The organism is uncultured Brachyspira sp. (assembly GCF_944393015.1).
Lineage (GTDB): Bacteria > Spirochaetota > Brachyspiria > Brachyspirales > Brachyspiraceae > Brachyspira.
Map to the genome: position 1 here is coordinate 1 of NZ_CALXYQ010000049.1, position 20,485 is coordinate 20,485.

27 protein-coding genes and 1 pseudogene are annotated in these 20,485 nt (G+C 28.1%); 8 read left to right on the forward strand and 20 right to left on the reverse strand.

The window, feature by feature from the left end; all coding sequences use genetic code 11:
* Positions 1 to 263 precede the first annotated feature (263 nt).
* From Q0K19_RS12555 to Q0K19_RS12565, 3 genes are all read left to right on the forward strand, one after another.
* The gene (locus tag Q0K19_RS12555; protein ID WP_297248465.1) at positions 264 to 2,096 is read left to right on the forward strand and encodes a methyl-accepting chemotaxis protein; all 1,833 of its coding nucleotides are present in this window, start codon (positions 264 to 266) and stop codon (positions 2,094 to 2,096) included.
* A 164-nt stretch (positions 2,097 to 2,260) separates the two neighbouring features.
* Positions 2,261 to 2,947 carry a hypothetical protein gene (locus tag Q0K19_RS12560; RefSeq protein ID WP_297248467.1) on the forward strand — a complete coding sequence of 229 codons (687 nt, stop codon included), beginning with the start codon at positions 2,261 to 2,263 and terminating at the stop codon, positions 2,945 to 2,947.
* Between the two features lie 336 nt (positions 2,948 to 3,283).
* Complete coding sequence (locus Q0K19_RS12565; protein ID WP_297248470.1) at positions 3,284 to 3,976, forward strand: hypothetical protein; 693 nt, start codon at positions 3,284 to 3,286, stop codon at positions 3,974 to 3,976.
* Between the two features lie 74 nt (positions 3,977 to 4,050).
* Here Q0K19_RS12565 and moaC read toward each other — a convergent pair whose 3' ends face one another.
* From moaC to Q0K19_RS12585, 4 genes are all read right to left on the reverse strand, one after another.
* On the reverse strand, positions 4,051 to 4,500 hold the full coding sequence (gene moaC / locus Q0K19_RS12570) for a cyclic pyranopterin monophosphate synthase MoaC (RefSeq protein WP_297248472.1): 450 nt from the start codon (positions 4,498 to 4,500) through the stop codon (positions 4,051 to 4,053).
* Positions 4,501 to 4,524: 24 nt separating this feature from the next.
* The gene (locus Q0K19_RS12575; RefSeq protein WP_297248474.1) at positions 4,525 to 5,322 is read right to left on the reverse strand and encodes a GTP 3',8-cyclase MoaA; all 798 of its coding nucleotides are present in this window, start codon (positions 5,320 to 5,322) and stop codon (positions 4,525 to 4,527) included.
* Entirely contained in the window at positions 5,306 to 6,526 is a 1,221-nt protein-coding gene (locus Q0K19_RS12580) for a molybdopterin molybdotransferase MoeA (RefSeq protein WP_297248477.1), read from the reverse strand. The genes Q0K19_RS12575 and Q0K19_RS12580 overlap by 17 nt, the downstream gene beginning before the upstream one ends.
* Positions 6,527 to 6,715: 189 nt before the next feature.
* Positions 6,716 to 7,576, reverse strand: coding sequence for an XdhC family protein (locus tag Q0K19_RS12585; protein WP_297248480.1), 861 nt, complete (start codon positions 7,574 to 7,576; stop codon positions 6,716 to 6,718).
* A 164-nt stretch (positions 7,577 to 7,740) separates the two neighbouring features.
* Between Q0K19_RS12585 and Q0K19_RS12590 the strand changes: the two genes are divergently transcribed.
* The 5 genes from Q0K19_RS12590 to Q0K19_RS12610 are packed head-to-tail and all read left to right on the forward strand — an operon-like array spanning position 7,741 to position 11,219.
* Positions 7,741 to 8,190 (forward strand): MOSC domain-containing protein, encoded by a 450-nt coding sequence (locus Q0K19_RS12590; protein ID WP_297248482.1) that lies wholly within the window; start codon positions 7,741 to 7,743, stop codon positions 8,188 to 8,190.
* Positions 8,162 to 8,638 carry a MogA/MoaB family molybdenum cofactor biosynthesis protein gene (locus tag Q0K19_RS12595; protein ID WP_297248484.1) on the forward strand — a complete coding sequence of 159 codons (477 nt, stop codon included), beginning with the start codon at positions 8,162 to 8,164 and terminating at the stop codon, positions 8,636 to 8,638. The genes Q0K19_RS12590 and Q0K19_RS12595 overlap by 29 nt, the downstream gene beginning before the upstream one ends.
* Positions 8,639 to 8,689: 51 nt before the next feature.
* On the forward strand, positions 8,690 to 9,475 hold the full coding sequence (gene modA / locus Q0K19_RS12600) for a molybdate ABC transporter substrate-binding protein (protein ID WP_297248486.1): 786 nt from the start codon (positions 8,690 to 8,692) through the stop codon (positions 9,473 to 9,475).
* Positions 9,476 to 9,479: 4 nt separating this feature from the next.
* Positions 9,480 to 10,148, forward strand: a complete 669-nt coding sequence (gene modB / locus Q0K19_RS12605) for a molybdate ABC transporter permease subunit (RefSeq protein WP_297248488.1) — start codon at positions 9,480 to 9,482, stop codon at positions 10,146 to 10,148.
* Between the two features lie 18 nt (positions 10,149 to 10,166).
* Positions 10,167 to 11,219 carry a sulfate/molybdate ABC transporter ATP-binding protein gene (locus Q0K19_RS12610; RefSeq protein ID WP_297248491.1) on the forward strand — a complete coding sequence of 351 codons (1,053 nt, stop codon included), beginning with the start codon at positions 10,167 to 10,169 and terminating at the stop codon, positions 11,217 to 11,219.
* 66 nt (positions 11,220 to 11,285) lie between these two features.
* On the opposite strand, the gene Q0K19_RS12615 is transcribed toward Q0K19_RS12610, so the two are convergent.
* From Q0K19_RS12615 to Q0K19_RS12690, 16 genes and pseudogenes are all read right to left on the reverse strand, one after another.
* A complete protein-coding gene (locus Q0K19_RS12615) occupies positions 11,286 to 11,714 on the reverse strand; it encodes a PepSY-like domain-containing protein (protein ID WP_297248493.1) in 429 nt (142 codons plus the stop codon).
* Positions 11,715 to 11,809: 95 nt separating this feature from the next.
* The gene (locus Q0K19_RS12620; RefSeq protein ID WP_297248494.1) at positions 11,810 to 12,847 is read right to left on the reverse strand and encodes an RluA family pseudouridine synthase; all 1,038 of its coding nucleotides are present in this window, start codon (positions 12,845 to 12,847) and stop codon (positions 11,810 to 11,812) included.
* Between the two features lie 272 nt (positions 12,848 to 13,119).
* Complete coding sequence (locus tag Q0K19_RS12625; RefSeq protein ID WP_297248496.1) at positions 13,120 to 13,551, reverse strand: transcriptional regulator; 432 nt, start codon at positions 13,549 to 13,551, stop codon at positions 13,120 to 13,122.
* Positions 13,552 to 13,573: 22 nt separating this feature from the next.
* On the reverse strand, positions 13,574 to 13,849 hold the full coding sequence (locus Q0K19_RS12630) for a BMC domain-containing protein (protein ID WP_297248498.1): 276 nt from the start codon (positions 13,847 to 13,849) through the stop codon (positions 13,574 to 13,576).
* 9 nt (positions 13,850 to 13,858) lie between these two features.
* Positions 13,859 to 14,173: a hypothetical protein gene (locus Q0K19_RS12635; protein WP_297248500.1), complete on the reverse strand. Its 315-nt coding sequence runs from the start codon at positions 14,171 to 14,173 to the stop codon at positions 13,859 to 13,861.
* 18 nt (positions 14,174 to 14,191) lie between these two features.
* Positions 14,192 to 14,737, reverse strand: a complete 546-nt coding sequence (locus Q0K19_RS12640; RefSeq protein ID WP_014488046.1) for a BMC domain-containing protein — start codon at positions 14,735 to 14,737, stop codon at positions 14,192 to 14,194.
* Positions 14,734 to 16,104, reverse strand: a complete 1,371-nt coding sequence (locus Q0K19_RS12645; protein ID WP_297248502.1) for a 4Fe-4S dicluster domain-containing protein — start codon at positions 16,102 to 16,104, stop codon at positions 14,734 to 14,736. The genes Q0K19_RS12640 and Q0K19_RS12645 overlap by 4 nt, the downstream gene beginning before the upstream one ends.
* A gap of 17 nt (positions 16,105 to 16,121) precedes the next feature.
* Positions 16,122 to 16,394: a EutN/CcmL family microcompartment protein gene (locus tag Q0K19_RS12650; RefSeq protein ID WP_297248504.1), complete on the reverse strand. Its 273-nt coding sequence runs from the start codon at positions 16,392 to 16,394 to the stop codon at positions 16,122 to 16,124.
* A gap of 23 nt (positions 16,395 to 16,417) precedes the next feature.
* On the reverse strand, positions 16,418 to 17,062 hold the full coding sequence (locus Q0K19_RS12655) for a hypothetical protein (protein WP_297248507.1): 645 nt from the start codon (positions 17,060 to 17,062) through the stop codon (positions 16,418 to 16,420).
* Positions 17,063 to 17,064: 2 nt separating this feature from the next.
* Positions 17,065 to 17,910 carry an ethanolamine utilization protein EutJ gene (gene eutJ, locus Q0K19_RS12660; RefSeq protein WP_297248509.1) on the reverse strand — a complete coding sequence of 282 codons (846 nt, stop codon included), beginning with the start codon at positions 17,908 to 17,910 and terminating at the stop codon, positions 17,065 to 17,067.
* Positions 17,907 to 18,542 (reverse strand): phosphate propanoyltransferase, encoded by a 636-nt coding sequence (gene pduL, locus Q0K19_RS12665; protein ID WP_297248510.1) that lies wholly within the window; start codon positions 18,540 to 18,542, stop codon positions 17,907 to 17,909. The genes eutJ and pduL overlap by 4 nt, the downstream gene beginning before the upstream one ends.
* On the reverse strand, positions 18,539 to 19,300 hold the full coding sequence (locus Q0K19_RS12670) for an ethanolamine utilization protein (protein WP_297248511.1): 762 nt from the start codon (positions 19,298 to 19,300) through the stop codon (positions 18,539 to 18,541). Before Q0K19_RS12670 ends, pduL begins: the two co-directional genes overlap by 4 nt.
* A gap of 28 nt (positions 19,301 to 19,328) precedes the next feature.
* Positions 19,329 to 19,640: a BMC domain-containing protein gene (locus Q0K19_RS12675; protein ID WP_297248513.1), complete on the reverse strand. Its 312-nt coding sequence runs from the start codon at positions 19,638 to 19,640 to the stop codon at positions 19,329 to 19,331.
* Between the two features lie 25 nt (positions 19,641 to 19,665).
* Complete coding sequence (locus Q0K19_RS12680; RefSeq protein WP_014488053.1) at positions 19,666 to 19,938, reverse strand: BMC domain-containing protein; 273 nt, start codon at positions 19,936 to 19,938, stop codon at positions 19,666 to 19,668.
* A 24-nt stretch (positions 19,939 to 19,962) separates the two neighbouring features.
* Positions 19,963 to 20,235, reverse strand: a complete 273-nt coding sequence (locus tag Q0K19_RS12685) for a BMC domain-containing protein (RefSeq protein WP_014488054.1) — start codon at positions 20,233 to 20,235, stop codon at positions 19,963 to 19,965.
* Positions 20,236 to 20,264: 29 nt separating this feature from the next.
* A pseudogene (locus Q0K19_RS12690) lies at positions 20,265 to 20,485 on the reverse strand (BMC domain-containing protein); the annotation flags it as partial.

Consider the following 20,485-nt stretch of genomic DNA (forward strand, 5'->3'; position numbering starts at 1 on the left):
ATCTTTTTTTTCTGTTGTGTATTATACTGTTTCATAGGTATTCCTTTTGGTTTATTTGTAGCAATTATAAATTATAAATTATAAATTATAAATTATAAGGAATACCATCTTTTTTTTTAAACTAAAAGTGTGCAATATCTATGGCTCTTAAACACTATTTTTTTTAATATACTATTTGCTATTTTTATATAATAAGGTATATTAATATAGTTTTAAAAAAAATTTTTCTTTGTTTTCAATTTAATTAGAGAGAGGTTGTATTTATGTTGGGTAATAATAAAAGCGGTATTGGAAATAATAGTTTAATATTTAAATTTTTAATACCATATATGGCGGCATTATTTATAATTTGTGTAGCAATATATATTGCATATTTTCCTCAGTATAAAACAAGATTTTTAAATTCCAATAAATATAATACATATAATATTTCATCGGAAATAGAAAATAATATTTCTTCTTTATACGGAAAAATAAATATATTTTATTCTTATGTAGAAAAGGAAGTAAATAGGGATAACTTATTAAACGTATTTAAAAATATTATAAACAATGAGCCTGATTTAATAAATATATTTTATGCTGATACAATACCATATAAGGATGGAGGAACAGTATTAAATACAGTTGGGCAGCTGCCAAACGACTATGATCAAACATCAAGAGAATGGTATAAAAATGCTATAGCTTCAAGAGAAATAGTAGTATCTGAACCTTATATAGATGTTGTTACTAAATCTATTGTACTAACTTTTTCAAAAACTATATATGTTAATGGTCAAATCAGCGGTGTAGTAGGAATAGATGTAGATTTTTCTAAAATTATATCTTCAGGTTTAGAAGAAGCAAAAAAATATAACTATAATTTAAATATTATAAATAAAGATGGATTGTATATATATAATCAAAATGAAAACTATATATTAAAAGAAAATATTTTCAACAATAAAGAAATATCTCCATACAAAAATGATATTATGAATAATAATAATTACGCTTGGATAGATAAAAAATTATCATATATATCATCAAAAATAAAAAATAGTAATTGGAATATAATTGTCAGTTTAGATAATAAAGAATTAAATTCATCATTATTAAAATTACTTATACTAATAATATCTGTATTTATAATATTATCAGCAATAGAGGCTATACTAGTTATCATTATAGCAAAACCTATATCAAATACATTAGATAATACTATCTCAATAGTAAAATCTATGTCAAAAGGTAATTTCAATACTCATTTTGATGAAAAAGAATTAAATAAAAAAGATCAAACAGGAGATGTAATAAGAGCCCTTAATGATATGCAAAATAAACTTGGTGATATTATTTACAGTATGAAAGATAATATAAACGGAATTAATAACTCTGTTAATATTATTACAAATGGAAATATAGATTTATCTGATAGATCTACATCACAGGCAAGCTCTTTAGAAGAATTAACTAGATCTGTAGAATTTGTATTTTCATCATTGAAAGAGACTGCTGAAAATGCAGGGAATGCAAAAAATATGAGTGAAAAAGTTTCAAATGCTACAAGAAACGGAGTAAATGCTATAAATGCCACATCAGAAAATATGGCTTTAATATCTGAGGCTAGTAAAAAGATTTCAGACATTACAAAAATAATAGAATCAATAGCTTTCCAAACTAATATATTAGCTTTGAATGCATCTGTTGAAGCTGCAAGGGCTGGAGATCAGGGAAAAGGTTTTGCTGTCGTTGCAAGCGAAGTTAGAAACCTTGCTATAAATGTAGGAAATGCCGCTAAAGATATTACAGCAATAGCCAATGAAACTGTTGAAAAGATACAAAATGGAAGTGCATCCGTTCAGGCTTCATCATACATACTTAATCAAATAGAAGCATCAGTTAATGATGTACTCACATTATTGACTGAAATATCAAGTGCTATTATAGAAGAAGAAAACAGTCTTTCACAAATTAATACTGCTGTTATAGAAATAAATAGAATAACTCAGGATACTTCTAAAATAGCAAATGAAGGTGCGAATGCAAGTAAAGATGTATTAGATAAATCGAATAATATAGTTGATCAAGTTTCTTATTTCCATTTTAATTAATAATAAGTGAGTTTTATCTATTATAATATTTAGTATTATAATAGATAAAACAATATTATAAATAATATCAATGATTATTTATAAAAAACAATTATTGATATTGAAAAAAAACATTATTGTAATAATATATGAATATAAAAAATAAATACTTAAGGATAAATATTATGAAAAAATTTTTATTAATGTTATTAATGAGTGCTTCTGCATTTGCTGCTAGCGGTTTTGAGGCAGCATTAAATATTCCGCTTCTAGCTTCTATAGGCATACCTATGGGAAATAGCGGTGAAAAACGTAGAGTGGATGTAGGTTTTGACAGCGGAATTACTGCTCAGCTTGGATATGGTGCATATTATGAAAATGATCTTGGTTTCAGTGTATTAGGTGAAATAGGATATGCTTTCAATCAATTTGCAAATTATTATCCTGATAGAGGAAATAAAGAAACAATTGTTGAGTCATTTCATAGTTTGCAGTTAGGTTTGCTTCCTAAATTTAATACGAAGAATTTTTCTATAGGCTTAGGCGGAGGAGTTAAAATTCCATTTTCAGGATATACTTTACAATATAATGAATTATCATCTTCAGAACGTAATTATCATTATATAGATAGAGATTTCAATTATATAACAGATACTTATAATAAAATGCCTGTTATACCTTATATAAAATTAACTTTTGATTTTTATACACCTGAATTTGATGAAGAATCAGGTACAATATCAGACCGTTCAGATGCTGGAGTAGGTTTATATTTAGGATATGATTTCGGACCTAAAGGCAACAATAATGTAGGAGCAGATAGTTTTAATGTAGGAGTTCAATTCAGCTTCAGATTAAAACCTGTTAATTAATATTAATCGATAGAGCAAATTAAATAAGCATTGATTAGATATATAAAATTTAATCAATGCTTTTTTATGTAAAATTTTAAGTTTTTTGATAATAATATGATAGCATATACATTAAAATTTTATACCTATTCTATTTTTATATTACATATTCTAAATTATAATAAACAAAAAATAGTTGACCGAATTTTCTATTTATATTTCAACTAAAAAACATCCTTTATTTACGCATAAATAATATCAATGATTATTAAAAAAAAATAATTATTGATATTGAAAAAAAAAAAATTATTATATTAATATAAAAACATAAAAAATAAATAATTAAGGATAAATATTATGAAAAAATTTTTATTAATGTTATTAATGAGTGCTTCTGCATTTGCTGCTGGAGGTTTTGAGTTGGCTGTGAATGTTCCTGTATTAGTCTCTGTAGGATTACCTCTTGGAAATGGAGAAAAACGTAAAGTAGATGCATATGGCAGCAGCGGAATTACTGTTCAGCTTGGATATGGTGCATATTATGAAAACGGTCTTGGTTTTAGCATATTAGGTGAATTAGGATATGCTTACAGTTCATTTGCAAATTACTATCCTAATAGACCAAACAAAGAAGTAACTACTATGGCATTTGATACTTTTCAGTTAGGTGTGCTTCCTAAATTTAATATGGATAAATTTTCTATAGGTTTAGGTGCAGGAGTTAAAATACCATTTTCAGGACAAATAATAAGAAATAATGAATACTCATCTTCAGAATATAGTATTCACTATACTGATATAGATTTCAGATACATACAAAATAGTTATAATAAAATGTGGGTTATACCTTATATAAAATTAACTTTTGATTTTTATACAGATAGCTTTGGAGATGACTCAAGTACTACAGCAGGCAGATCAGATGTAGGAATAGGCTTATACTTGGGATATGATTTCGGACCTAAAGATAAAAATAATGTAGGATCTGATAGCTTTAATATAGGAGCTCAATTCAGTTATAGATTAAAACCTATTAATTTTGATAAATAAATTAATTAATAAATAAAATTAATAAGCATTGATTAGACACATAAATCTAATCAGTGCTTTTTTATTTGAAAATATTAACTTTTAGTTTTTGATAATAAAGTAATATCAGATATTCTCATATTCTTATCAACAGCCTTGCACATATCCCATATTGTAAGAGCAGCAACACTAACTGCAGTTAAAGCTTCCATCTCTATACCTGTTTTATAACTGCATCTGCAATAAGATTTTATAACTATTCCATCTTCTTCTAAAGTAAAATCTAAAGATACTTTTTCTATACTAATATTATGACATAGAGGAATCAATTCAGAAGTATGTTTTGCCCCCATAATGCCGGCAATCCTAGCAACAGATATAACATCTCCTTTTTTTATATTATTTTCTTCTATTAATTTAAGAGTTTCTTTTGATAAATATATTTTTCCAGAAGCTTCCGCAGTTCTTTTTACAATATCTTTATCTCCAACATCAACCATGTTAGCATTACCGCTTTCATCTATATGTGTTAACTTATCATTCATTTTATAACCTCAATTTTTATTTAATTAACCGCCTATCATACTTAATGATTCAGCATCGCTATAAGCACCATTTTCAGGCTTTCCTTCAATACATTTTATTATAGAGCCTCTTATATCATTAAAATCTACTTTAAATTTTATATTACTATGCAAACAGCTGAGTAAATATCCGTCAGATAATAATCTTATTCTATTGCAGTATTTACATCTAGCAGGTCTATCATAATCTATAGAATCAAGTTTTTGACTATTAAGATTATAATACTGAATAGTTTGAAGTTTAGCATTTATACTCTCAGCATATTTTTTTAATAATGGCAATTCTTCTTTACTCTTTTCATCATAAACAACAACATTAATCTTTAATTGAAAGCCTAATTCAGAAGCTTTTTTTATTCCTTTCATAGCATAGTATAGACTTCCGCCTCTAGTAATATACTTATATCTTTCGCTGTCTAAAGTATCAAGAGATATATTTATTGAATCAAGCCCTGCATCTTTCAATTTCTTTGCAGTACCGTCAAGCAAAACTGCATTAGTAGTCATAGCTATTATTTCTACTTTTTCTATAGTTCTAATCATAGCTACAAGCTCATCAATATTCTTTCTTACTAAAGGCTCGCCTCCTGTTATTCTAACCTTTTTTACTCCTAATTCAGAAGCCTCTTTAACTACATTATATATTTGTTCATAGCTTAAAATTTGACTATGTGTTTTTTTTATAATACCGTCTTCAGGCATACAATATACACATCTTAAATTGCATCTGTCGGTAACAGAAACTCGTATATAATTTATTTCTCTATTAAAGGAATCTAACATCAACTATACTTCCCTTGACAATATCAGAAATTCCAATATCTATTTTTAATATACCATTAGCTTCAGAAAATGATGATATCATAGAAGAATTATTATATTTTATAAGTTTAACTAATAATTTTGTATCATCAAAAAATAAATGAACAGGTATATACTCTAGTCTTTCTGTGTCTTTTCTTTTAAAGTCTTCACTAATTACAGCATTTATATAATTAGTATCATAATTTATACCTAAACAATTTAATATATAAGGCTTAACCATTATTTCAAAAGTCATAAAAGAAGAAACCGTATTACCAGGCAAAGCAAACACAGCTTTTTTACCTAATTTACCAAAGAACAAAGGCTTTCCGGGTTTCATAGCAACACCATGAAATATTTGATTAACTCCAAGCTCTAATAACTCTTTATGAACATAATCAAAATCACCCATAGATACTCCGCCGCTTATAAGAACAATATCATTTTCTTCTAATGCTTTCGATAATATTTCTTTTATCTCTTTTTCATCATCATTTACTTTTCCGTAAAATTTGCTGTTACAAGATAAAGCCGAAGTTCTAGCAACAAGCATAGGAGCATTAGCATCGTATATCTGTCCTTCTTTTAAACTTTCTCCTATATTTGATATTTCATTACCTGTAGATATTATAGCAGTATTTATTTTCTTCTTTACTTCTATATTACTATAACCAAATCCTGCAAGTATAGCAACATCTTTAGTTAAAAGCATTTTTTTATCTAATACTTTATCTCCAGATTTTTTATTATTGCCTTTTTTTATTACATTATTAGTTATTTCTTTTTTAGTGAAATTAATAATTGTTTTAGCATTTTCTTTTTTTTCTTTTTTTTCTTCTACCCACTCTACTCTCTGAACGGCATCGCAATTTTCAGGAATCATAGCACCTGTCATTATTTTTACACATTCTCCGCTTTTGACTTCAATTTTATCGCAAAGTCCCGCATATATAATTTTATCTTCAATTAAAACATAACTATTTTTATTTTCATCTTCTTTTTTATAAGCATATCCGTCCATAGAAGATTTACTAAAAGGAGGATCATAATTCAAAGCATAAACATCATCAACCAAAACTCTATTATAAGAATCAAGTACTGATATTTTTTCATTACCATAATCTTCAGAATTTTTTAATACCAATTCCAAAGCTTCATTCGGATGTAAAAAAGTTCTAGCCATATAAACTCCTATTATTGCAATGTATATTTGTTAATTTTATAAAGTTATAGTTCCAAAAATATAATGAAAATTATATTTAAATTTTTTTAATTGCAGTAAAATCACTTATAAATAGTAAATGTCTACAATTATTGAATACTTATATTTTATAGTTTATACTTTCCGAATAATATTGTAATTTATAATAAATTAATTTTTTATCTTTCTTCTATTTTCTGCTTTTGCCCTTACAAGTATAAGTTCAGCTGCTATACTTATTGCTATTTCTTCAGTACTCTCTGCACCTATTGCTATTCCTATTGGGGCATGCACTCTTGCTATCATTTCATCAGTATAATTTTCTTCACTTTTTAATCTGTCATGTAATGTTTTTATTTTGTTTTTACTTCCTATCATTCCAATATATAATGCATTAGTTTTCAAAGCATTTCTTTCAACTATATAATCATGAGAATGTCCTCTTGTAACTATTACTATATAATCTTTATCAGTAATAGTTATTTTATCAAAAACATTTTCATAATTTTCTACTATTATTTTACTAGCATTAGGAAATCTGTCTTTATTTGCAAACTCTTCCCTATCATCTATAACAATGCAATTAAAACCTATTTTATACAAAACTTCAACCAAATCATATGATACATGTCCGCCGCCGAATATATAAACATTACTTTCTTTATCTTCAATTTCTTTTTTCAAATTACTTATCATATCTTTATTATCATTTAAATATACAAATGATACTTCAGCACTTCCTCCGCATACCATACCAATTCCGCCCGCTTCCTGAGAAGTTAAATTATATTTTTTAATAGAACTTTCTTTGTTATCTAAAAATAAATAAACATCTTTTAAAGCTTCAAATTCCAATAAACCTCCGCCTATAGTACCAATACTTCTTTGTTTATCATCTTCTTTATAAACTATCATAAAGGCATCTAATGTTCTTGGAGCAGAGCCTGATATTTTAAGTATTTTTATTAGTTCTGCTTCTATATTATTATTTATAAGTTCCAAAGCCTTATCTAATATTTGCTTATTATTCATTTTATTTTCCTGTTCAAATATAGCTCCAAATAATATTATAATAAATTTTTTGTAATTTTTAAATAAAATTCTAAAAAAAATTTATCTTTATATTGAATATTTTTATTTTTTGTATAAACTTCTAAATAATAATAGTTTTTTAATTATAAAATTAGAATTGCATTATGGAAAAAAAATATTTCAAATTAATCTCATTAAACATATCAAAAGATACAGGTACGGTAAAAACTCCTGTAGAGAGTATCACTCTAGTAGAAGATAAAGGCGTTCTTAATGATGCCCATTTTGATAAATTAAAAGACAGACAAGTTTCTTTACTTGCTATTGAAGATATAGAATACACTAATGATAAAATGAAAGCCAATCTCAAACCGGGTGATTTTGCTGAAAATATAACAACAAAAGATGTTGAGCTTTATAAACTTCCTATAGGAACAAAAATGTATATAGGTGATACTATAGTAGAAGTTTCTAAAATAGGAAAGGCATGCCATCATGGCTGCGATATAAAGCAATTAGTAGGCGACTGTATTATGCCTAAAAAGGGTATATTTGTAAGAGTTATTAAAGGCGGGGAAATAAAACTTGAAGATACTTGTTATTACTGTATCTGACAGAGCTTTTAAAGGCATTTATGAAGATAAATCAGGTGCTGTTATAGTAAAAACTCTTGAAGATAATCTAAAAGAAAAAATTACAAATATTGAAAAAGTCATAGTTCCAGATGAATATGATACTATATTAAACACTTTAAATGAAAATAAAAATAACTTTGATATTATAATAACTACAGGCGGAACAGGCTTATCTCAAAGAGATGTAACTCCTGAAGCTACAGAGGCATTTTGTAAAAAAGAAGTTAGAGGAATATCAGATTATATAAGGCAAGAATCAATAAAAGACACAATATTTGCAACTCTTTCAAGAGGATATGCCGGAATTAATGATAATGTATTTGTAGTTAATTTTCCGGGAAGTAAAAAAGGTGCTGAATATTGTACTAATTTAATGATTCCTTTATTAGAACATATTATTAGTATGATGAAAGGTGAAGGACATTAAATTATTTAGCATATACAAAAAATAAAACAAAATAAATTAAAAGGTGTTTCTATGAAAAAAATAATATTTATAACTCTATTAATATCTTACTTATTTATATCATGCGGTTCCTCAAATACTGCAGATGATACAGCAAAAACTAATACAGAAAATAAAGAGATATTAGTATTGGCTGCTGCAAGCTTAACCGATGTACTTACAGAATTAGCTAATAACTATAAAACAGGAACAACTGTTACATTCTCTTTTGCTTCATCCGGAGCATTACAAACGCAAATAGAAGCCGGATCACCTGCTGATATTTTCTTTTCTGCTGCTCAAAAACAAATGGATGCATTACAAGAAAAAGATTTAATTGATACCGATACAAGAAAAGATTTGCTTGAAAATAAAGTAGTATTAATATCTCCTACAAATTCAACTTTAAATATCAAATCATTCACAGATATGACAAATGCCAATGTTAGTAAAATAGGATTAGGAGAGCCAAAAAGCGTACCTGTAGGACAGTATTCTGAAGAAATATTAAGTAATTTATCTATATTAGATACAGTTAAACAAAAAGCTGTTTATGGTTCTGATGTTAGGAATGTACTTTCTTGGGTTCGTACTGGAGAAGTTGACTGCGGTATAGTTTATGCTACAGATGCTCAAATAGCAAATGACATTAATATAATAGCGGAAGCTCCTGAAGGTACTCATAAAAAAGTTATTTATCCTATAGCTATAGTAAAATCTTCAGCAAATAAAGAAGAAGCTAAAAAGTTTATAGACTATATATCTAATGACAAAGCTGCTGAAGCATTTAAAAATTATGGATTTACTGTAATAAAATAATATTATGGAATATACTCCATTAATACTTTCTATAAAAACGGCATTATATTCTACAATAATAACTTTCTTTGTAGGAATATATGTCGCTATTATAGTAGTAAAAATCAAGAAATTCTCATCTCTATTTGATATAATATTCACGCTTCCTCTTGTACTTCCTCCTACAGTAGTTGGATTTTTTCTTTTATTATTTTTTGGAATAAACTCTTTTATAGGAGGCATAGTAGATAAATTAGGATTTCCTTTTGTATTTACATTAAGAGGTGCAGTATTAGCTTCATTTATAGTGTCATTTCCATTAATGTACAGAACTTCAAAAGGAGCATTCGAGCAAATAGATAAAAATATAATAAATGCAGCAAGAACATTAGGAAAATCAGAAAATTGGATATTTTGGAGAGTAATACTTCCAAACACATGGCATTCTATACTTGGAGGAACTATACTATCATTTACTAGAGCTTTGGGCGAGTTTGGTGCAACTATAATGATAGCAGGAAATATACCAAATAAAACTCAAACAATGTCATTAGCCGTATATACAGCTGTTCAGGCTGGTGACAGAGAATTAGCTTTTAAATGGGTTATGGTAATTGTATTAATATCATTTGTAAGTATAATGATGATGAATGTTATACTTCCTCTTTCTGATACTATAAAAAAGAGATTATAAAAATTATGAGGTTTAATATTGGGTTTAATAGTTGATATAAAAAAGAAGCTGTCTAATTTTGATTTAGATTTACAGTTTGAAGTAAAAAGCGGAGTATTTTCTATTTTAGGAGCTTCAGGCAGCGGTAAAAGTATGGCTTTAAAATGCATTGCTGGAATAGAAAAACCAGACAGCGGATATATAGAATGCAATGGGAATGTTTTCTATGATTCTAAGAAGCATATTAATATAAAGCCTCAAAAAAGAAATGTAGGTTTTTTATTTCAAAATTATGCTTTATTTCCAAATATGACTGTTGAAGAAAATATTAAATGCGGTATAAGAGATAAAAAAAATAATATTGATATTGAATATATCATGAAAAAATTTTTTATACATCATATAAAAAATAAAAGACCAAGAGAAATATCAGGGGGAGAACAGCAGAGAACAGCATTAGCAAGGATATTTGTATCATCTCCTAATATATTAATGCTTGATGAACCTTTGAGTGCTTTAGACTATCATATAAAATGGGAACTAGAAAAATTTATACTATCAACTATAAAAGAGTTTAACGGCACTACTCTATTCGTATCGCATAATAGAGATGAAGTATACAGATTATCAGATAATATAGGAATAATAAATAAAGGTAAATTCGATATAATAGATTCTAAATATAATCTTTTTGAAAATCCTAAAACTTATTTCTCTGCACTTCTCACAGGTTATAAAAATTTTTCAAAAATAAAAATATTAGAAAACAAAAAAATAGAATGCATTGATTGGAATATCATTTTAGAAATTAAAAATAATAATTTAGAAAATATAGAAAATGCCAACTATATTGGAATGCGTCCTTATTCTTTTTTTGACTATGATGATAATAAAAAAAATGATACATATATAAAATCAAAAATAACAAATATTACTGAAGATATGTTTTCTTATATTATAACTTTAGTACCTAATAACAGTGAAAATCAAATAACTTGGAGATTAGATAAAGATAAATATAAAAATGATTATGAACTTGGAAAAGAAATAAATTTATCATTCAATACCGATGATATAATATTTTTAAAATAAATAAAAGCGGCAAGATTAGTAAAAATTCAACCGCTTTTATTTAAATACATCATTAATTATTAAAAATTAGTCATCGAATTTTTGTCTCATAATTTGTCCGTTTCCTGTTACCATAAGCTCCATCATATTATTTAATTTTAACTTATAATTGCCCCACTCTTTTTCTGCATCTATAACAGCAGCTTGAGGATATGCATTTTTTACAGCCTGTATAACAGCAGCAGGAAAAGCAGCATCAGGTATAGGAGCATATTCACTGTCTATATTTTCCCAATCTCCATTAGCTAAAAAGTCTATGGATACTCCATTTGATAATTTAACATCGAATTTTCTTCCGTCTCTTTCAACTTTCCAAATTTGAGTGCCAGGGAAAACTCTCTGTATAAATGAATTAGCTTGCTGAGGCAATGCTGAAGGCGGCACTACCATGTCGGCAAAAAGGCTTGAAGCTGATAAAATAAATAATGATGCTAAAAAGATAGATAATTTTTTCATGATTCACTCTCCTTAAATATTGATATATGTAAATTATCTTTACAATTATAAGTATAGCACTTTTATATTATTTGTCAAGTTTATTTACAATATTTTTACTTATTTTTTACATTATTTTTTATTTTTTTTATTAATTCTTTTAAATCTTTGGGTAAAGGAGCTTTTACTTTAATTATTTCATCTGTGATTGGATGATTAAATTTCAAGCTATATGCATGTAAAGCCTGTCTATTGAAAAAATTTTCCGGAATAATACCTTTTTCTATAAAATCATCAAAAACTTTAGGGCCATATTTACCGTATATTTTATCGCCTACCATAAAAAAGCCTTTATAATATAAATGCACCCTTATCTGATGCATTCTTCCCGTATAGAGTCTTGCCATAACAACAGCATAGTCTCCTATCCTTTTTATGGTTTTAAAAGAAGTTTTTGAATATTTTGAACCTTCTATATTTTCTTTATGGAGCGTTTGAAATCTTCTGTAATATTTATGTCCGCTTTCAAGCATGTAGCCTTCAACAGTGAATTTATCCTCTATATCTTTGGCATTTTCTATTATGGCAATATATGTCTTTTTTATTGAATTTCTTTTATACTGCTTTCCATTTACTTTTCTTCCTGCAAGCATAGCACAAAAATTCGATGCTGATTTACTGCTTCTTGAAAGAACTACGCATCCGCTAGTTTCTCTATCTATCCTATTTAGCATATTTATATTGCTGTTAAGCATGTTTTTAACAATAGTATGAAGCGTATTATGATAATATTTTCCAGATGGTATAACAGGTAAATTAGCAGGTTTATTTGCTATAATCAAATCACCGTCATCATACACTATAGTAACATTTTTATCTACTTCAGGCTCTTTCATTCCTATGATATGATAGGCTATCTCATCGCCTTTTTTTACTGCTCTTGTATATTTAACTTTGCTATTATTAAGAAGAACTAAACCCTGACCTATTAAATCCTGCCATTTATTTCTTGAATAATAAGAAAATCTATCTCCCATATATTTATCTAATCTAGTATTTTCTTCAACATCTTCTTCTATACGGCATTTTCTTATTACAGATTTTTTATATAATTCATCTATATTTTCATTTAATTTATTTTTTTTCTTTCTCATGAATATGATTATACTAATAGTAGAAAAAATTGTCAAAATATTTATTATTGCTAATAAAAATTAAATATTAGTTATATTATAAGTTTTTAAATAGATAAACTCTCTAGCAATAATATGAATAAACAAGCAGATGATAACAAAAAATAATTTTTAAATATTAGAGCTACAAATATAAAAATTGTGAGAGTATAACAAATTCATTCGCTATACATTTTAAGCGAATAATTTTTATTGGTAATAATAAGTTTATATCTGTCAACAATAATAAACTATTATTTTGGATTAATGATTCTTAAAAATTTAGTATAAAAAGGAGTAGAGAAAGTTATAGCATCTCCCTTAAACACAGATACAATCTCACCGCTTTTAGCCTCAATTTTTCTTCCTTCATAATTAATAATAAGAGTTCCTTCCAAAACATAATAAATTTCATCATATCCAAGAACACATTGCATATCTGTATTATCTAATTCCATTAACAAGCATTTTAAATGACATCTCTCATACTCATTAAAAATATCAGTTACATAAGAATTATCTTCGTACTTCTTTTTATTGGAATCTATATCAGAGATTGATTTTTTCACTAATGTTTTTTTATGTGTATTTGAATCATCCAATTTATATCCTGAAGCAGTACCTGTATTCAATAAATCGCAAACAACTTTATTTACAATAGATTCAATATTTTTCATATCTTCCATAATAGTAAAACTCCTTTAATAATTAAGGTATGATACTCCATATATCATCATGAGGCCTAGCAATGATAGTATGTCTGCATTTAGCATTTAACTTTTCTACAGCCATTTCAGCACTTTTTATAGCCTCTTTAATATTAGATATACTGCCCGCTATAATGATAACAACTATTCCAGCACCTATAAGCTCTTTATCTATAACTATCACATTAGATGCATTCAATAAAGTATCCAAAGCACTAATTGTAGCAATATATCCTGTAGTCTCTATTATTCCAATAGATAAATTTAAATTTTCCATTAAAAATTTTTATGAATTAATCCTCTTTAATACTTCAACTATAACATTTTTTATAATCTTCTCATCTGTTATATTACATTTATTCACCAAAATTTTTATTGTCTGCTTAACTATTTCAGTGGTATCATTATTGTTAGAAACCTTACTGCTGCAACTGCAGGCACAATTTTCATCACTATATACTATTTTTATTCTTTTTGATCTTATAATATCCATAGCACTAGGAGTAAAAATAACATTAGAAGGTACATATATAGTATCAGAATTGCAATTTATAAGTTCATGAATATTCTGAGTATTGTAAACTATTTTATTTTTATTCATAATAATCACTCCTAAAAATTATAAAATAGAATTATATAATTCATCTATAGGCGAAGGCAATATACAATAATCAACTATAAGACCTTCATCTTCAGCTTTTCTCATTCCAGCTTTAACAGCTTCTTCAACAGCACTTACCTTACCTGTCAAAGTAATATAAGATTTTCCTCCTATAGCAAAACCAAGCCTTACATTAACAAGAGAAACATCACTAGCCTTAGCAGCATCATCAGCACCCTGTATGGCTGAAGCTATAGAAAAATACTCTATAACACCAATAGCCTCTCTAGGAAAATCAGATAAAGTACCATTAATAGCCTCTATTACAGTTTCATGAATATTAGCTATAACAAAAGAATTAATAACTGAAACACCGCCTATTTCAACACCTGCTCTTTTAGATGATTCCACAGCTCCTACATCTCCGCTGAATATAACAATATATTTTCCAGGACATACAGAGTGTGATCTTAAAATTTTAACATTGGCAGCTTTACCTATATGATCCGTAACTAATATACCTCTAGCTATGCTATTTAATTCTATCATTCCTATAGACTTCATTTAACATTCTCCCCATTTATAACTATTTTTTCAGTATCAACTGACTCTACAATACCATTTATACTAGAATGTATATTAGCCCCAACTTTATCCATTGGTACTGCAGCTATAATTTGTCCCTCACTAACTGAATCACCCACCTTTACAACAGCTTCGGCAGGCATTCCTATATGCTGTCTTAATTCTATAGATACCTTTGAAACATTTATTTCTTTAGGATTATCCATATCTACTTCAACATGAGAATATTTATCCAATCCCAAGATAGTAGTCAATCTATTTGTTGATACTCTCCTATATTCTATAGAAGGATGAACTCCATAATCTTTTACATTCCTATCAGGTTTAATATTAGCTTTTCTCAAAAGAGATTTAACATATATATTCATATTTGAAGGATTTATACTCATAGGACAAGAATAAAGCTCACATATTCCGCATTCGCAGCAGAAATTCGCTTCTTTAAGTTTATCTAAAGTATGCTCGCTATTATTTTCTATATTCTCCAAATCGGCAAAAGCAACAGAACGCATAACTAAATGAGGATGAATTTTATGTCCTATCAAATTTCTAGGGCATAATTCAGAACATGCACTGCATTGTATACAAGAACATTTTGCCATAGCCACAATTTTAGAATAATTTACTTTTTTCTTTTTAACTAAATAATGATCTTCATCAATAACTATCAAAGCACCTGTTGTTTTTTTGACAGAAAGATTACTTGTTTCAGTTATATGATAATATCTTCCCATCATAGGGCCTCCTACTATCACATATTTATTATCATCTTTTACATTTGCCTGATAAAGTATCTCTCTTAAATTTGCTCCTATAGGTACTTTAACAATACAAGGATTTTCAACTTCTCCCAATATTGACATATATTTTGAAGTTACAGGTTTATCGCTCAAGCTGTCATAAATATTACATAAAGTAGCAACATTAAATACCACGCATCCAACCTCTAAAGGTATACCGCCAGCTTTAATAACTCTTTTAGTAATATTATATACCAAAGTTTGTTCATCACCCAAAGGATAGAAACTTTTGAACGCCTTTATTTCTATATGAGCATTTTCTTTTTTAATAGCTTCCTCTAAAGCCTCTATCTGTTTTACATACTTTTTCTTTGTGCCTATAATTATATGCTCTGCAGATACTTCTTTACCTATGATAGCAAGAGCTTTAACTATCTTTTCAGCATATTTAAGCATAAGAAATTGATCCGTTTTTAAAAGTGGTTCGCATTCAGCAGCATTAGCTATCAAATATTCTACTTTTTCCGGCAGCTTTATATGTGATGGGAAACCAGCTCCACCGGCACCTACAATACCGGCATTATATATTTTTTCTTTTAAGCTCATATATAAACCTTCATTTTTTATTTATTTAAATCTACCTGATCAACTATACCAACTATAACTGCATCTATAGGCAGCATGTTCTTATCACCCTGAGCATTTCTAGCACCACTTCCAGAAGTGATAATAACTATATCATCAATACCAGCCCCTATATAATCGCAAGCTACAAGAATATTTAATTCCTTATTTGTATCCGGTTCAAAAACTCTTGTTATTAAAAGTTTGCTTCCAGATAAAGCTTCCTCTTTTTTAGTAGCCCATACACTTCCTATTACTTTTGCTAATACCATTAATAATCCCTCTTTATTATTTTTTATTCATATAGAATATTTATTTTATTTTCTTTAATATAATCCATAACAAGCGGCGTAATAATTGTATTGTTTCTTACTTTGATGCTTGAATAATCATTAACAATATCAATTATGTCGCTTTTAGTAATGACTCTTTTATCTGTAAAGTCACAACAATTTCCTGAACTAACAATATTTTTATCATCATTTTCTTTAGCATCTTTTTTAAAATATGACAAAAAATTGTTTTTTTCCAATATAATAAGTCCGTAAGATTTAGCTGTACTTTCTAATTCCAATAACTTAGAGAATAATTGACTAGAAGCAGTATTTTTATAATTATTAAATTTATCATTATTTTTTAATGCTATAACTTTTTTACCTGACAATAAAGCATTAATTATAAAAGAAGTATTTTCATTCTTGTATAGAAGATTAGATATACATGATAAAATTTCTGCAGATAAATCATCTATTATAATAGCAGAATAATCATCAATATTAATATCATTTGCAGAAGAAGCAATATTCAAATTATATCCTATACTTTCCAATTCATTTTTAAAACAAAAACCATTAGATAGAACAAATATAGAATCTACACATGTTTTATTTAATTGCTTTATTACTTCTAATACAATCTTTTTTAATGTCAAATCGTCCATACTTACTCTGAGTCCTTGTTATTATTTACTAAGCTCATAGCTATACCTAAAGGCGTAACTAAAAATGGATTTTTTGGCTTTATAGTCTGAACATTAGTTTCTTTTTCTATGATACCTTCAAATCCATCTAAGCAAACTGTACCGCCTACCAAACATATTAAATCAACATTATAATCTTTTATATGTCTGTTTATTATACTTCCAACTTTCTGTATAACAGGCATAACTATTCTAAATATCTCTTTTGAATTGTTTTTATCTTTCTTTTTATTTTCAGCCTCATTAAAAGGAATTCCATAGTTACCAGCTATAGTAAGAGTAAAATGCGTTCCCCCTGTAGGTTCGTCAGCAGTATATATCATCTTTCCGTCATTAAATATAGCAATACCTGTTGTACCTCCGCCGACATCAACAACAGCACCATTTTTTATATTTAATATATAATTTGCAGCTTCAGGCTCTTCTATAACATTCAAAACCTCAAAACCTGCACTCTCAGCCACATATCTATGCGTAGCAACCGATTTATTATTAACACCGGGAGGCATAGCAATAGCAGCATTTACAAGCTCAACTCCAAGCCTTTTTTCCAATTTTCCTTTTAATTCTCTAACAATAGAACAAGCTTTTGAATAATCTACAACAAGCCCATCCCTTACAACTTCAGCATATTGCAGTTCAGTAGCTATAGGTTTTCCGCTAGAATCAACAACTACTAGTACAATATATGCTGTACCTAAATCTACACCTACATATAATTTATCATTTATGTTAAAATCATTTACTTTTTCTATACACTCAGTAGTTTCATCTATAAGTGAATTAACATGTTCAAATGAAAAACTCATAAAATGATTTCTCCATAACCCTGACTAAGCAATCCGCATGCATTAGCCTCATCAAAATCTATATGCATAGCAGGCATAAATTGATCATTTACTCTTGCAACAACCTCATCAAATATTAAAGACCTAATGCCATAAACTTTCACTTTAACTATCTGACCATTTTCTATATTCCACTCTTCAGCATCTTTCTTTCTTAAATGAATATGTCTCTTAGCAATTATAACAGAATTTTTAGCTTCTATGCGTCCCTTCTCACCAACAATAATTACACTTCCTGCACCTTGAAGATATCCGGATTCATTAATCGTAATATCTTTAACGCCTAAAGCTCTAGCATCAGACAAAGACAATTCTACTTGAGTGTTTTTTCTAGTAGGTCCTAATATAGCAACATTACGCATTTCAGACTTTGGTCCTACAAGTTTAACTCTCTCACCGCTTAGATACTGTCCCGGCTGAGAAAGCTCCCTTTTAGGTGTCAAAGAATAATCAACTCCAAATAACGTTTCTAAATCCTTTTGGGACAAATGAACATGTCTTGCCGATATCTCTACTTTTATAATCTTTCTCTTATTTATTTCATACTTAATGGAATCAGATATATTGTTAATTAAAAGCGATTGTTCATTCATTTAGTCACATCCTTACCAGTATATGCCATTAACATCAATATATAAATAGCACTGCTCATACGATTTAATAATTTAATGAGATCTTCTCTTTCATTTTTCAAAGCATTATAGGCTATTAATTCTGCTTCCCTAACCGCCGTTCTTATTAAATTAAGTTTTATAACAGTGTACGGCATATTATAATTAACAAATATATGATCGCAGCCAAAATACTCTTTAGGATGATGAGATATTTTTCTTATCTCTTCCTCCGTTAAGCCAAATATAGTATCAAATTCCAAACCTTTATTTGAAACCTCTGAATATAATATTGTATGAATAAGTTTCTGATATTTTTTCAAATACTCTAATAACTTATCCTCATGCCTTTCTTTAAACTCGTATTGTATATCTACTATTAAAGCAAGCATGCTGTCTAATTTTCCCCTAAACATTATTCTAGGGTGATTCTTTTCTACTAATACATTATTATATAAATGGGTATAATTCTCAGGTTTAGTATCCAATCTCTTATTTGTTTCATAATCTATATAGTAGCCCATATTTTCTATTTCTTTTATACCATAAGATTTAGGACTTGATGTAGAACTTCCGATATCAAGATTATGATTATTAGATACTATTTTTAGCTCTATTTTGCGGGAAGCCAAATATTCTTTAGCAGAAGGTGTAACAAAAACTCCTTCCTCTATAAAATATTCTGATACATCTTTATTGAGTATTTCACTTCTCAGCATTTGTTCTGTCAAAACTTTCATAAATAAACCTATACATTATTTGTTTATATTATTCTTGTTTATCACTACTATTATTAGCATGAGGATTATTAGGAAGCAAAGATTCAACTTCTTCATGAGGTCTTGGTATTACATGAACGCTTATTAATTCTCCTACTTTAGCGGCTGCCGCTGCTCCGGCATCTGTTGCGGCCTTTACTGCTCCTACATCGCCTCTTACCATAATTGTTACTAATCCGCCGCCTACTAATGTTTTACCTACTAGATTAACATTAGCTGCTTTTACCATAGCATCTGCTGCCTCTACTGCTGATACTAAACCTTTAGTTTCGATCATACCCAAAGCCATAGAACTTGCCATATTTATTGCCTCCTAATATAATTATTTATTTTATAATACCTTCAACTTCTTCATGAGGTCTTGGTATTACATGAACGCTTATTAATTCTCCTACTTTAGCGGCTGCTGCTGCTCCGGCATCTGTTGCGGCTTTTACTGCTCCTACATCGCCTCTTACCATAATTGTTACTAATCCGCCGCCTACTAATGTTTTACCTACTAAGTTAACATTAGCTGCTTTTACCATAGCATCTGCTGCCTCTATTGCTGATACCAAACCTTTAGTTTCGATCATACCTAAAGCCATAGAACTTGCCATATTTATTACCTCCTAATTTATTATTTATTTTATAATACCTTCAACTTCTTCATGAGGTCTTGGTATTACATGAACACTTATTAATTCTCCCACTTTAGCGGCTGCTGCTGCTCCGGCATCTGTTGCGGCTTTTACTGCCCCTACATCGCCTCTTACCATAACAGTTACTAGTCCGCCTCCGATTAATGTTTTTCCTACTAGATTAACATTAGCTGCTTTTACCATAGCGTCTGCTGCCTCTATTGCTGATACCAAACCTTTAGTTTCGATCATACCTAAAGCCATAGAACTTGCCATATTTATTACCTCCAATAATTTTTATTATTTTATTGATTATCGTTCTTTTTCTTTTTTCTTGTTTTTTTCTTTGAAACAGTTTCATTGGAATCTGCTTCATTGTCTGTTTTTTTATTAACATCTTCATCAAAAAGTGATGCATCTTCAGCATTGCTGTCTGATGAACTGTTATCTGCATTTTCATTAATTATTTCTGTATTGCTTTCTGATTGCTTATTTTCTTCTATTTCTTTTTCTTCAGTTTGTTTTT